We start from the raw sequence: 13,614 nt of genomic DNA on the forward strand, positions 1-13,614 counted from the left end.
GATTGGAAAATAAACGAATTAATGCGATGCGTGCATCCGCTGGAAAATGATATAGGAACCGTCAGAGGAGGCTGTAGATACTCTGCCTTTCCCCCAGCCCACGTTTTGTTTGTAGCTGCCTAATAAGCCATCTTGAACTAACTCGCCCTCGTCAACCTTTGTCTTTTCTTCTGCAACCGGTGAAACGTACAATGCGTCGGTCGGGCAATATAATTCGCACATAAAGCAGCTTTGGCAATCCGATTGTCTAGCGATAACGGGATTATCGCCCTGAACCGCCTCAAAAACATTCGTCGGGCAAACGGAAACGCATTGGTTGCAGCTAATGCAGCGATCTTTGCTTAACAGTTCTATCATTACACAACAGCCTCCTTAATCTCGGCCGGTTGGGCTCCATCCACCAACGGCTTCGCCCATGTCTTATCCAAGCCGCCGCTCTTAATGCGGTACTTTTGTGCTTCATCGATACGCGGAAAATCTTCCCGGCGATGCATGCCCCGCGTTTCTTTGCGTTCAAGACCGCTGGTATACATCCATCTCGCCGTCGCTGTCATGGCAGCCGCTTCGCGAACCCGTACGACATTGCCGTCGTTAGCTTGAATGCCATGCTTCAATTCATGCCATAGTTGATCCAATCGCCCTAAAGAGCTCTGCAGACCTTCTCCTGTACGGAACCAGTTGCGGTCATACGGGAACACTTCATCCTGAACGGCTTTGATAATTTCATTCGTATCAGGAGCTCCCGACTTCGTTGTTGCCTGTGTCGGAACGCCGCTCGCTTCCGATAGGCCTTTCGCCTTGCGATCCGAAGCGGCTGCGCCCAATTTTCGTGCATATTTAGCCGCTGCTTCGCCTGAGAAATATCCCGATGACATCGCCCAAGCCGCATTGTGGCTGCCTCCGCCGGTAAAACCGCCGCAGATCAATTCTCTTGTCGCGGCATCCCCCGCCGCATAAAGACCAGGCACTTCCGTCGCGCAAGTTTCATCGATAATATGAATGCCCCCGGTTCCTCTCACTGTCCCTTCGAATCTGAGCGTCACGGGAAACTTTTGCGTAAAAGGATCGATGCCCAGTCGGTCAAAAGATAAAAAGAAGTTAGGCTGCGCTTGCCGCATCGCTTTTTTGACAATGTCATCGGCCTTATCTATTCTTGCGAATACAGGCTGTGTCAGCAATGTCTTGGCGATGACAGACCGTCCTCGCTGCGAACCGGCCCCTTCGATCACCGTACCATCCTCATAGTAAAACGTTGCCCACGTATAGAAGGCTGATTTCGTTACCGGAGAAAAAGCCGGTGCTAAGGAATAGGCGGTAGAGAACTCCATGCCGGATAGGTTCGCTCCTGCCTCAGCAGCAAGCAAGTATCCGTCTCCGGTTAGCACATTCGTACCAAGCGCTTTACTCAGGAACGCGCAACCGCCTGTTGCGATAACGACCGATGCGGCATCCACGCGCCATGTGTCTTTGGTTTGGTTGTTCACACCGGTTGCCCCAGCGACCCCATGCTCATCCGCAAGAAGCTCCAGCGCAGGACTGTGGTCGAGAATGCGGACACCGGCTTTCTGCACCTGCTTGCGCATTAAACGCATGTATTCCGGTCCTTGCAGACTTTTCCGATGTGAAGTACCTGTTTCATCGATTGGGAACGGGTATCCCCAAGCGGCAATTTGGTTCGTATTGCTATACGTTTGATCTAATACCTTTTTCATCCAGCCGCGATCCGCGAGATATCCGCCAAGCGCCTCTCTGCTCTTCATCGCTGCTTCACGTTCTTCGGCCGTTGGGTTGACATACCACAAGCCTGTTCCCGATGGTGCCGTAGCACCGCTCGTGCCGCAATAGCCTTTATCTACAAGTACGACCTTTGCTCCTTCTTTGGCAGCCGTGATCGCCGCCCAAGCCCCGGAAGGTCCTCCACCGATAATGAGTACATCCGCGTGCAATTGCAAATCAAATTGAGTCATCTTTAAGCCCTCCCTCATCTCATCAATCTTAAACTTCATTAAATGGAAAAAGCCTCTGCAGCTGTTTTCGCTGTTTCATAGTGCTGTTTCACTAGCAGCCGGTCCAAAATTATTTTCTCAAAATAAGCAAAGCCGCTATCATGCTCCCTGGGTCTGGCCAGCGAAATCTTCAAATCCAACCCAATCTTTCCATCTTCAATAAGAATGACTCTGTCCGCCAACGCTACGGCTTCACTCACATCATGAGTGACGAGCAGCACGGTGAATTGCTTCTCCAGCCAAAGCTGTTCAATAAGCTGCTGCATCTCAATGCGAGTTAAAGCATCTAATGCGCCAAGCGGCTCATCCAAGAGAAGAAGCCTCGGGTTACCGGCAAGCGCCCTAGCCAGCGCAACACGTTGTCTTTGACCGCCGGACAGAACAGCCGGCCAGTCATCCTTCTTATGTTCAAGGCCAACTTGTTGTAGCGCCTTATAAGCAATCTCCTTGTCGCCGGATTTAACACCAATCCGAACGTTATCGATATTTTTCTTCCAAGGAAGCAGCCGATGTTCCTGAAACAGCACACGAGTATCCTTGTGAATGCCTTGAATCCCCTGTGCATCCAGCAAGATGGCTCCGCTTGTCGCTTCATCCAAACCTGCGATGAGGCGGAGAAGCGTGCTTTTGCCGCACCCGCTGCGGCCCACAATCGCGACGAATTCCCCTTGCTTGATGTTTAAATCGATGCCTGACAGCACACTTGTCGTTCCGAAAGATTTGTTCACATTTCGAATGTGGAGCTGAATGCCTCCGGCTTTACTCATAAGAATCCTCCCCTTCTTACGTTTTTTGAATATAGTTGTGATGCCATTTCAACCAGCGATTTTCGAAAAATTTGGCAATTAAATCCGATAGCTTCCCTAAGACTGCGTATAAAATGACACATAATACCACCACATCCATCTGCATGAATTCTCTGGCATGCGTCGCCATATAGCCAATCCCCGAATCCGCGGCAATCGTTTCGGCGACGATCAAGCTGAGCCACATAATCCCTAAGGAAAAACGGATACCAAGCAGGATGTTCGCCAACGCTCCCGGCAAAATTACTTTAGCAAATAACGAGAACCCCTTAAGGCCATAGACCTTGCCCATCTCGATCAAACCTGGATCAACGGAACGGATGCCATGGAACGTATTCAGATAGATCGGAAAAGCAACGCCGAGTGAAACCAGAAATAATTTGGAGGTCTCGCCAATGCCGAACCACATAATGACGAGCGGAATCATCGCAAGATGCGGAATGGTTCGAACCATTTGCACCGAAGAATCAATATATCTTTCAGCGATTGGAAAAATCCCATTAAGCAAACCGATGACAAATGCGATGCTGCCGCCAATGAGGAAGCCTAGAAATGCCCGCTTGGTACTCACCGCAACATATTCAAAGATGGTTCCGTCTTTAATCACCCCGTATAGAGCTTTCACGACTTCCCATGGTGTTGGCAAAATTCGCTGTGATAGCCATCCGGTTAAGCCAAACACTTGCCATAGCAGTAAAATGAGAATCGGTATGACCCATGGCTGCCAAACCTTGGAACGGGCAATTGGTGCGTTGCGATTAGCTAGCATGTGATTCCCTCTTTCTTTGTATAAAGTGAAGAGGCGTTAGAAAACAAAAAGACTCCCAATCCTTGTTCAGCAAGGACGGGAGTCTCCAGTCATCTGGTCGACTCTTTGTAAACTTTATAATTCTTATTGTTTTACTCGGATATTGATTGATACATATACTAGCACTGGCATTAAGGCGCGTCAATGCTTTTTTTGCAAACAACAGTATGCGAGTCCCTATTGCCAGCAGACTCTCAACCAGTTCATCCTTCTATTTTGTATTCTTTCATATAATGGCCGATCACGAATAGGGTACACGCTTGACAATTATAAATTAATTTGAATAATTCCATAAAAAACAGGAATAGATGTATTGACAAATTTGACTACGCGCTGTTATATTCAATTTAATATTCCGAGTAAAACGCTATGATTAATAAAAATGGGTGGTGCAATGTGATTAACACAGTATTTAAAGCTACGGTTCGATCTGTGCTTATTGGCTATCTGATTGTGCTTCTGCTCATCCCGATCGGTTCCATCTATTTCAAAGGATTTTCTTTAGGATGGGAACCCTTTTGGCAAGAAGTAACAGGACCACTAGCCTGGAAGTCCATCTTGCTTACAATCAAGCTCAGCGTTGTATCGACGATCATTCAAGCCATAGTTGGAACCATCATCGCCTATGTGCTCGTCAGATACACATTCCGAGGGAAGAGCATTTTGAACAGCATGGTCGATCTTCCCTTCTCTCTGCCAACCTCCGTGGCAGGACTCATGTTTCTAACGTTGCTTGGCCCTTCAAGTCCGCTTGGCGTCTGGCTCGACCATGCTGGAATCAAGCTGCTTTACAATCAAACGGCCATAGTGATCGGCTTGGTTTTCGTAACTTTTCCATTCGTGATTCGGACCGTTCAACCCCTGCTTGAGCAAATTGACCCTGCTGAAGAACAAGCCAGCTTTACACTTGGCGCGAGCAGATTCTATTCATTCTGCCGAATCGTTTTTCCAGCTGTATTACCGGGTATTCTTGCCGGCAGCATGCTTGCTTTTTCCCGATCCCTAGCCGAGTTTGGCGCCATCTCGTTGATCTCCGGCAATTTGCCGGGTAAAACAATGGTCGCATCGGTCTATATATACGGTGAGACGCAGAACTATAATCCCGAAGGCGCGGCAGCTATTTCCCTTGTGCTCCTTACGTTATCCCTCCTTATTTTGTGGATTATCAACGTATTGACACGCGGAAAGGGGCGCCTCGCATGAGAAGAATATTGATTAGCATTTCGTTTCTCGTCATTTTTCTATTGATTATGCTGCCGTTTCTCGGCGTAGCCTTCGGCGCTTTTGAAGAAGGCCCGAAAGCCTTTCTCGATGCGCTTGTAAGACCCGAAGCCTTGCATGCCTTAAAAATCTCTTTCATTATCGTACTGATCGTAACTTTGCTAAATACCATCGTCGGTGTTTACCTTTCATTAGAGATCGTAAGAGGTTCCTGGATCTCCCGTTGGTTGAAACCTGTCATCAATGCCCTGATTGATTTGCCATTTGCAGTATCACCGGTCATCGTCGGCTTAATGGTCATTCTCATTTTTGGTCCAAACACGGCGCTTGGAGCATTCATGGAAGATCATAATATGAAAATCGTATATGCCATTCCCGGGATGGTTCTGGCTACGATGTTCATTACGTTTCCTCTAATGGTTCGGGAAGTCGTCCCTTTGCTCGAAGAGATCGGCACGCAGTCCGAAGAAGCATCCGCTACACTTGGCGCCGGTGCATGGCGCACCTTTTTTCAGATCACATGGCCGGGCATCCGCTGGGGCGTCGTGTACGGACTCATTTTAACCATTGCAAGATCGCTCGGTGAATTCGGCTCTATCTTAGTTGTCTCAGGAAATATCATCAACCAAACGCAAACCGCAACTACACTCGTATATCAAGACGCCGAGCAATTTCAGCTCGTTGCAGCAAACAGTGTCGCATTTGTACTCGGTCTCATCTCCATTTCTATTTTATTAACGTTAGAATGGTTGAAAAGAAGAAGCGAAAAATTGAGAAGCCATTAAGGAGGAACCCCGTATGCACATCGAAGTAAAAAATCTCAATAAACATTTCGGGTCATTTCACGCCATCAAAGATGTTAATTTCAGCATTACGAAAGGTCATCTGGTTGGTTTGATCGGTCCCAGCGGCGGCGGGAAAACGTCCATCCTTCGCATGTTATCCGGCCTGGAGAGTCCGACAACCGGAGACATTTATTTCGATGGAAAGCTGGCCACACATCTGCCCGTTCAAGAAAGGGGAATTGGCTTCGTTTTTCAGAGCTATGCTCTCTTCAAGCATATGACCGTTTTTGATAACGTGGCTTACGGCCTTAAAGTTCTCAAAAAGCCAAAAGACGTCATTCATGACAGAGTGACCTATCTTTTGAACTTAATGGGGCTTGCCGGCAACGAGCGCAAATACCCGCACCAGCTTTCCGGCGGTCAACGCCAACGGGTTGCTTTTGCTAGAGCTTTGGCGCCTGAGCCTCAATTGCTGCTGCTGGATGAGCCTTTTGCCGCAATCGACGCCAAAATCCGCAAAGAGCTGCGCCTTTGGCTGCGGAATCTGATTGACGAATTTAAAGTAACAACCCTCTTCGTCACCCATGATCAAGATGAGGCCATTGAGGTCGCTGATGAAATCATCCTCGTTCAAGGCGGAAAAATCGAGCAGCAAGGAAGTCCGTGGGAAATTTACACCAAGCCTGCAACATCATTCGTGGCATCCTTCATCGGAGAATCTAATGTAATCTCCCAATACACGCCGCTCATCGGCTTCCCTTACTTGGATGAAATCCAACAAGACGGCAAATGGCTGCCGGATGTGAACGTGCTGATTCGTCCCGAATCCATCGAAGTTCGCCCCCATGACGTAAGTCATCTTGCAACGGCTGGTGAAAAAGGAAAAGTTACTCATGTCCATTTCCGCGGGGATTCCTGGTATCTGGAAATCGATACGGGCGCGATTAAGCTTTTCGCTTATCAATCTGTGAAAGAGAAAATTTATCGAGCCGGCGATGAAGTGAATATTTTGATCCATCACATTTCCGTCTTTACCAAAACAGAGAACATCGTCATTGAAAATCAGGCGAAACAAGATCCACTGCCTGTTTTTATATAAAAAAACTATTTATAGGATGAAGGGGAGTTGTAAACCATGAAAAAATTCAAATCACTAGGTCTTATCACTGCTACGTTATTCACTGCAAGTATCGCGCTTACAGCTTGCGGAACAAGTACTAAAACAACTAGCACGCCTGCTCCATCAGCGGCTGCAACAGCTGCGGCTACGGCAGCGGCCAGTTCCGCTCCAAAGGCTGAAAAAGTAACGATCACCATCGGCGCGTATTCCATCCTTAAAGATTCCTTCGACGTTATTTTGCCTAAATTCAAAGAAGAGTGGAAAAAGAAAACCGGCCAAACCGTAGAATTCCAAGAATCTTATGTGGCTTCCGGTTCGCAAGCTACCGCGATTATCCAAGGATTTGAAGCGGATATCGCACCACTTTCCCTTGAAGGAGATATCCAAAAAATCGTCGAAAAAGGCTTAATCACACACGATTGGAAAAACAACCCCTACAAAGGCAATATCACCTCTTCCATCGCAGCAATCGGCGTGCGTGAGGGCAATCCAAAAGGCATTAAAGACTGGACCGACTTGACAAAACCGGGCGTTGAAGTGTTGATCCCGAATCCAAGTACTTCCGGCGGAGCCAAATGGGACATTAATGCGATCTATGGCGCAGGCTTGAAAACTTCTGAGGCTGCTGGCAAAAAAGATCCGGCCTTCGCTAAGGATTATGTAGCCAAAGTGTACAAAAACATCAAAGTACTGGATAAGAGCGGTGCAGATTCCCTTGCGACTTTCGATAAAGGCGTTGGCGATGCGATCGTCACATACGAAAATGAGCTTATTTCCCGCATTCAATCCGGCAAAAAATATGTGGAAGTCATCCCGCAATACACGACATCCATCGAAAATCCCGTTGCACTTATTGATAAAAACGTAGATAAGCATGGCAATCGCGAAGCTGTTCAAGCATTCCTCGACTACTTATGGAGTCCTGACGCTCAAAAAGTATTCGCGGATAAAGGATTCCGCTCCGTATTGCCGGAAATTGCCAAACAATATGAGAAAAACTACACAACTCCAGCCGGCTTATTCAACATTGAATATCTTGGCGGTTGGGATAAAGTAAATAAAGAGCTTTACGGCAAAGGCGCTATTTGGGAAACTATCCTCGCAGAAGGCGGATCCAAGTAAGGCAATTGCAAAAAAGCCCGGAGCGAAGGTCATTTCGCTGCCGGGCTTGCTTTTTGTGGACGATGGCATGGGATAGATTTCATTCAATACGGCGATTTTCATGGTTAGTTTCAGGAGGTTGTTATTTTTTTCGTGACATAGCTTCCTGAAATATAGATAACAACACCTATTGCCATGATGATCATAATTTCACTAATCACATTAAGCGGGCTAGCTTTAATCCCGAACTCAACTTTATGACTTCCAAAGTCAATTGCAGATGATGAATTGCTAATGTCAGGCACATACTTCAATGTGATATAGTAGCCCCAAAACACTTGAACGGCATAATAGCCGATGACGAGTAGGATCGCGAATATCAAGGAGCGAAACATCATTTTTCTCATTTGAATCCTCCTTCCGGGTTTTTTTCATTTCCATAATAATCCATATCAGTCGATTTTTCCATCATAAAAAGCATGATGACGCTTCAAGTGGGAACTATGATCCTTTATTTGCTCAAAAAGCTGTTCAGCAGCTCACAATTGGGAACTATGTTCCGTTATTCCACCTTTTTTGCTCGAAAACGATGTTTTTACAATAAATAGTGCCCTGTAGTTCCGTTTCAGCATCCTCTGTGCCCATATTCTTCAAAATAGAGGACTACAAGTTCCACTTACTAAAGATAGTGCTACTGGCCTCCTGTCCGTAAGCACAAAAAAGAGCAGATCTCCATGAGATCCACTCTATATTTACTACAAATTTAAATTCCGTTCCTCTTTCCGAAGCTTGCGCGCGGCAAATCGCGTTTCAGCCGTTTCGAAAAGTCGCTTCTCTTCCTCCGTCTCAGGGATAATGCCCGGCACTTCACAAGGCTGTCCGTTATCGTCTAGAGCTACGAAGGTTAAATAAGAATTGGCTGTCCGCTTTTTTTCGCCTGTCAACAAGTTTTCCGACTCGATTTTCACGAATACTTCCATTGAACTCCGATGCGTCCAAGTGACGAAAGCCTCCAACTGAATAGCTTCACCAAGCTTTACTGGTGCATAGAAATCCAAGCTGTCGCTAGAAGCCGTTACAACCCCTCTGCGGGAATGACGCATAGAGGCAATCGTTGCTACCTTGTCGATGTACTGCATGACGCGGCCGCCAAACACGGTATTGTGATAGTTCGTGTCCGCAGGCAAAATAATTTCAGTTAACACGGTCCGGGAGAGTCTTGCTGGTTTAGCTTCCATGTAGTTTCCTCCTGTTGATAACGATCGGCCATGCACAAATTGCTTCAATTAGTAGTTCAGTTTAAGCTTACCTGCAGCCTCTTTCGCTAAACGGCGAGCTTCCTCTACGGTTTCACTGCTGCTGAGCGCAACCGCCATACGGCGGCCTACCTTTGTCTCAGGCTTGCCAAACACGCGAACCTGCGTATTCGGAACGGACAACGCTTCTTCTAGCCCGCTGATGGTGTACTCAACTTGCTCGCGATCCGCTTTGAGCGTATAGCTGGCACCTGGCGTTAAAAGACGGATGCCGGTGATCGGCAATCCCAGAATCGCTCTGGCATGCAGGGCGAACTCACTCAAATCCTGTGTCGCCATCGTAACCATGCCTGTATCATGAGGACGAGGCGAAACTTCGCTGAAGTATACGCCGTCTTTCGTCAAGAAGAGCTCTACGCCATAAATGCCGTAGCCGCCGAGCGCATCCGTAATCGTTTTGGCCATGTGCTGGGCATCCAGAATTTGCTGCTCTGACATGTCATGCGGCTGCCAGGATTCAATGTAATCGCCGTCTTTTTGGATGTGGCCGATCGGCTCGCAATAGGTTGTTCCCGAAACGGAACGAACCGTCAACAATGTAATTTCGGACTCGAAATGAATGAATTCTTCAACGATGACACGAGCGTTCTTGGCACGTCCGCCCTCCATCGCCATGTTCCACGATTGTTCCACATTCTCAGGCGTGCGGCATACGCTTTGCCCTTTGCCCGATGAGCTCATGATCGGCTTGATGACGCAAGGGGTACCGATTTCAGCAACGGCCGCATGCAATTCTTCGAGACTATTTGCAAATGCATACTTCGCTGTCCTCAGCTGCAACGTTTCAGAAGCCAGACGGCGAATGCCCTCCCGGTCCATCGTCAAACGCGAGGCGGTAGCCGTCGGGATGACGCGATAGCCTTCTGACTCAAGCTCTACCAGGACAGGCGTCGCAATCGCTTCAATTTCAGGTACGATGAGATCCGGACGCTCTTGCTCGACAAGTGCCCTGAGCTGCTCCCCATCCAGCATATTGATCACATGGCTGCGATGCGCGACCTGCATAGCCGGAGCATGCGCATAACGATCCACGGCAATTGTCTCTATGCCTAGACGCTGCGCTTCTATGACGACTTCTTTGCCAAGCTCTCCCGATCCCAGCAGCATAATTTTCTTAGCTTTATTCGATAATGGTGCACCGTACATGAAATGATTTCCCCCTTAATGTTTTGCCCAACCTAAGCAAGCTTATAACTTCTTGATATCTATGTAAGTAAAAATAACAATCCCGGCAAATACCCTGATCTATTGTAAAGGATTTCGACTTTAAAAGATAGATTTCAGCAGAAGTTTGCGCAAAATCGGTACTAATTGCTCAGTTAACTCCTCCACATGAGGCACGACAATGCTGCTGCGTCCGTACATGTTGCGCATCGCGTTCCGTTCGGTTTCATGAACGGTACCGCTTGCCAAAAAGATGGAGATGACCTCAATCCCTAGCCGCCGGGCGCGCAGAACGGCTTCGTAGGTATCGAGAATCCCTACATCATTATAATTGGCTGCCGACGGCTCGCCATCGGAGAATACGAGCAGGATGTGCTGACGCTCCGCCCGCCGCAGCAGCCGCTCTGTCATGCAGCGTATCGCGAAGCCATCGCGGTTATCCTGCTGCGGCTCAAGCTGCATAAGCGCCGCGCCGCTTCCGGAAGCAAGCGAGGAGCCGAAGTCCACCGCAACCTGGAACAGGTTGGGTGCTTCGCGCTCCGTAACGCGATCCGCATCCTCCCAGAAGCCCACGATTTCGTGGGGGATTCGCAGGGATTGAAGGGTCTCGTGGAACAGCACGAGACCCAGCTTTGTTTCGTCCATTTTGTCATACATGGACGCCGAGCAGTCAACGAGCAGCGCGAAGGCCGCATCGAGCTGCGGAACTGGCGCGCGCTTCTTGTAGAAGAGGCGCGGCTGCTCTTGCGTAACGGCTCGCGTCAGCCGCTTGTCGAGCCGCCCAAACAAGAGGTCGCCCCGCGGGGCGACCCGCCTCTGCTCCAGCGTGCGCCGTATCGCACGCTGCAATGGCTTCGCGAGCGGCGCTGCGCGCTCGCGAAGGCGCCTGAAAGCGGCCTGCTGCACAGCAGTCGGCCGCTCAGGCGCAAGCCACGTCGCCGTCGCGAACGCGGCGACAGCGCCTTCCCCGTGCCCTGCGGCAGCAGGCACGGCAGCTTTGGCGCGCCGCCCGTCTGGGGCGGCGCCAGTGCGCTGGGCGCGCTGCGAGCGCCCCTGGACGATGGCGAGCGCCTGATCGGCGGCGTCGCCCTCGCGGGGCGCAGAACCGAGCGCGGCTGTGCGTGAGCCGCGCTCCAGCTCAAACCGCAGCAGCCCCGGGCTGCGGTCGCTGCTTTCGCGGTGCCAGGTCGGCATGCGCTCCTGGCCCGGCAGCTGGCGCTCCCCCTCCTGCTCGGGGAGCACATCCTCATTCGCGAGCCGCTTGGCGCGCTTCAGCTCGCCTTTATATCCCGCAGGCAGCGGCTCCGCCACGCCGCCCCCTGGCTGCATCCAGAAATAAGCGGCCCCCGCATCTCTGTCCAGCCAATAAGCCAGCGCGTCCATCATCTCTTCGCAGCTGGCAGCCACTTCCGAGGTATGCTCCGCTTCCTCGATGCGTTCTAGTACAGGGTATAGCGGCGCTAGCCGGGAAGCCAGCCCAACTCCTTCGGCTGCGCTCCACTCCGCCCCGGTAAACCAACCGTATATCAACAAAAGAACGGCATCTGCCAGCTCGCCTTTGTTTAAATGCGTGCGCAACTTATGCCCAAAATAAGCTCCGTAGATACGATGCCGAGCTGTAAAAACACGCGATGTTCCCAGTCTGCGCGCGCGGCAAATACGTTCAAGCCGCATATCTTCGCACAGCGCGAAGAGCGAATTCGCCAGCTTTGGAAATCGGTTCTGCTGAGAAAAAGCCAAATATGACTTAACCGCTTCGGATCCTGTGTACCAAGCACTCCCGATTCCACGTAAGTACACATCGCTCTTCATTCCTGACGCTTTATCATTCGGAGGATAGTCCCACCAAAACTGGCTGACAGTGATTCGCGCGGCGCCTTCATCATACTCTGCGTGAAACGCTGCTTCCACTTCCAGCTCTTTGCGTTTCGTGAACATCCGGGCTAAATCGACTAATTGCATTTGTAGCATGGCGTCAATTTTATCATCAAGCATGCTGATTTTCCCTACAAACATCCCCTTAAAATAACGTTTCCGCCGCATTGATCACGGCTGCACGTTCCCTTTCATCTTCTAATTTATCGGCAATCGCCCGGGACACAGCTCGCATCGGCGGAATGTATGCCGTGAGATCACAAGCATCGAGCAGCGCTCGAATCGAGCCCGCTTCATCAGGCAGCTGTCCCATCTCAATCAGTGTCAAAAGATCAGCCGACAGCTGCACATAAGTCCTCAATTGCTTGTCTTCACGTAATATCGATTTGCTTTTCAATAACTGATACAAGGCTTCACCTTGCAAATAGGGAACGTCTACGGTTACAAATCTATTTTTCAAAGCTTCATTAAGAGGGACTGTCCCCATATATCCTTCGTTAATTGCAGCCACGACTCTGAAATCGGGATGGGCCGTGATCACTTCTCCGGTAAAAGGATTCGTAATCGATCTCCGATAATCCAACACACCGTTGATCAGCGACAACGTCTCTGGTTTTGCCATATTAATTTCGTCTATGTATAGAAAATGGCCCTTGGTCATGGCTTTCATGATCGGCCCAGGAATAAAAACAATCTGCGAGCGCCCCTGCTCATCATGCGATAATGTTTTGAACCCGAGCAGCGCTTCCGCGTCAAGATCGGTCGAACAGTTAACGGCATGCATCGGTTGATTAAAAAGAGCAGACACATGCTCGGCCAGCTTTGTTTTGCCCGAGCCAGTCGGGCCTTTGAGCAGCACATTTTTCCCTAAATAAAGAGCAATGACGGTATCAATTAGGATGTCTTCCCGAGGAGCTTCAAAAGCCGCCGTTCCAACTAGTTTTAAATCTTCGGACGCGGTATTGACCTGTCTGTTCAGCTTATTTTTCTCCAACTTTTCGCGGATCTCTTGCGGTATACTTTCTGTTAACATAGGATCTGATGTTCCTCTCCTGATTTCTTTGTTCTCTTACTATTTATCAGGAAAGGTTAGGTTGTCAAGCCTGTCATGGCAGCCATGGCTCATCAATGACCGAATGGGAGTAGAAAGACATCGCTTCTCCACACTTCGGACAGCTTGGTTTTGCAGGCGATTCGTTATAATGCAGCGCTAACGCATAGGAAGTTTCTCCATTAATCGCTTGAATAACGTCATCGTGCTGCACGTAATCGCACAGGCGCGAACTGCAATAAGCTCTGACCTTATATTTATTAACCATAATTGCGACTCGGCGTGGGGTATTGTTTCGAAAGCAGCACTGTTGATTGTTGAGTCATTCGGTTTACTCCTTCATTTTTGTAAGATTAACTTG

General features: G+C 49.2%; 13 protein-coding genes and 1 pseudogene. 4 read left to right on the forward strand and 10 right to left on the reverse strand.

The window, feature by feature from the left end:
* Nucleotides 1-18: 18 nt before the first annotated feature.
* The 4 genes and pseudogenes from GC097_RS03050 to GC097_RS03065 form a co-directional block, all read right to left on the reverse strand.
* Nucleotides 19-357, reverse strand: a complete 339-nt coding sequence (locus GC097_RS03050; protein WP_171681885.1) for a 4Fe-4S binding protein — start codon at nucleotides 355-357, stop codon at nucleotides 19-21.
* Entirely contained in the window at nucleotides 357-1,967 is a 1,611-nt protein-coding gene (locus GC097_RS03055) for an FAD-dependent oxidoreductase (protein ID WP_171681886.1), read from the reverse strand. The genes GC097_RS03050 and GC097_RS03055 overlap by 1 nt, the downstream gene beginning before the upstream one ends.
* Before the next feature lie 38 nt (nucleotides 1,968-2,005).
* Nucleotides 2,006-2,674, reverse strand: a pseudogene (locus tag GC097_RS03060) (ATP-binding cassette domain-containing protein); the annotation flags it as partial.
* Nucleotides 2,675-2,789: 115 nt separating this feature from the next.
* Nucleotides 2,790-3,581, reverse strand: a complete 792-nt coding sequence (locus tag GC097_RS03065) for an ABC transporter permease subunit (RefSeq protein WP_171681888.1) — start codon at nucleotides 3,579-3,581, stop codon at nucleotides 2,790-2,792.
* Between the two features lie 435 nt (nucleotides 3,582-4,016).
* Here GC097_RS03065 and cysT point away from each other — a divergent pair, with 435 nt between their 5' ends.
* From cysT to GC097_RS03085, 4 genes are read left to right on the forward strand one after another with little or no spacing between them, the layout of a single operon-like run.
* Nucleotides 4,017-4,823: a sulfate ABC transporter permease subunit CysT gene (gene cysT / locus GC097_RS03070; protein WP_312875601.1), complete on the forward strand. Its 807-nt coding sequence runs from the start codon at nucleotides 4,017-4,019 to the stop codon at nucleotides 4,821-4,823.
* A complete protein-coding gene (locus GC097_RS03075; protein ID WP_171681890.1) occupies nucleotides 4,820-5,626 on the forward strand; it encodes a sulfate ABC transporter permease subunit in 807 nt (268 codons plus the stop codon). The genes cysT and GC097_RS03075 overlap by 4 nt, the downstream gene beginning before the upstream one ends.
* A gap of 13 nt (nucleotides 5,627-5,639) precedes the next feature.
* Nucleotides 5,640-6,725 carry an ABC transporter ATP-binding protein gene (locus tag GC097_RS03080; protein ID WP_171681891.1) on the forward strand — a complete coding sequence of 362 codons (1,086 nt, stop codon included), beginning with the start codon at nucleotides 5,640-5,642 and terminating at the stop codon, nucleotides 6,723-6,725.
* Between the two features lie 36 nt (nucleotides 6,726-6,761).
* Nucleotides 6,762-7,868, forward strand: coding sequence for a sulfate ABC transporter substrate-binding protein (locus tag GC097_RS03085; protein ID WP_171681892.1), 1,107 nt, complete (start codon nucleotides 6,762-6,764; stop codon nucleotides 7,866-7,868).
* A 110-nt stretch (nucleotides 7,869-7,978) separates the two neighbouring features.
* Here GC097_RS03085 and GC097_RS03090 read toward each other — a convergent pair whose 3' ends face one another.
* The 6 genes from GC097_RS03090 to GC097_RS03115 all read right to left on the reverse strand — a co-directional run bounded on the left by GC097_RS03090 (nucleotide 7,979) and on the right by GC097_RS03115 (nucleotide 13,521).
* Entirely contained in the window at nucleotides 7,979-8,254 is a 276-nt protein-coding gene (locus GC097_RS03090) for a hypothetical protein (protein ID WP_171681893.1), read from the reverse strand.
* A 348-nt stretch (nucleotides 8,255-8,602) separates the two neighbouring features.
* Nucleotides 8,603-9,085, reverse strand: a complete 483-nt coding sequence (locus GC097_RS03095; RefSeq protein WP_171681894.1) for an acyl-CoA thioesterase — start codon at nucleotides 9,083-9,085, stop codon at nucleotides 8,603-8,605.
* 48 nt (nucleotides 9,086-9,133) lie between these two features.
* Entirely contained in the window at nucleotides 9,134-10,309 is a 1,176-nt protein-coding gene (purT, locus tag GC097_RS03100; protein ID WP_171681895.1) for a formate-dependent phosphoribosylglycinamide formyltransferase, read from the reverse strand.
* 120 nt (nucleotides 10,310-10,429) lie between these two features.
* Nucleotides 10,430-12,370 (reverse strand): nitric oxide reductase activation protein NorD, encoded by a 1,941-nt coding sequence (locus GC097_RS03105; protein ID WP_246293917.1) that lies wholly within the window; start codon nucleotides 12,368-12,370, stop codon nucleotides 10,430-10,432.
* Nucleotides 12,348-13,235, reverse strand: a complete 888-nt coding sequence (locus tag GC097_RS03110) for an ATP-binding protein (RefSeq protein ID WP_171681896.1) — start codon at nucleotides 13,233-13,235, stop codon at nucleotides 12,348-12,350. Before GC097_RS03110 ends, GC097_RS03105 begins: the two co-directional genes overlap by 23 nt.
* 73 nt (nucleotides 13,236-13,308) lie before the next feature.
* Nucleotides 13,309-13,521: a hypothetical protein gene (locus GC097_RS03115; protein ID WP_171681897.1), complete on the reverse strand. Its 213-nt coding sequence runs from the start codon at nucleotides 13,519-13,521 to the stop codon at nucleotides 13,309-13,311.
* Nucleotides 13,522-13,614 lie beyond the last annotated feature (93 nt).

The sequence above is a fragment of the Paenibacillus planticolens genome (genome assembly GCF_013141725.1).
In the GTDB taxonomy this organism is placed as follows: Bacteria; Bacillota; Bacilli; order Paenibacillales; family NBRC-103111; genus Paenibacillus_E; species Paenibacillus_E planticolens.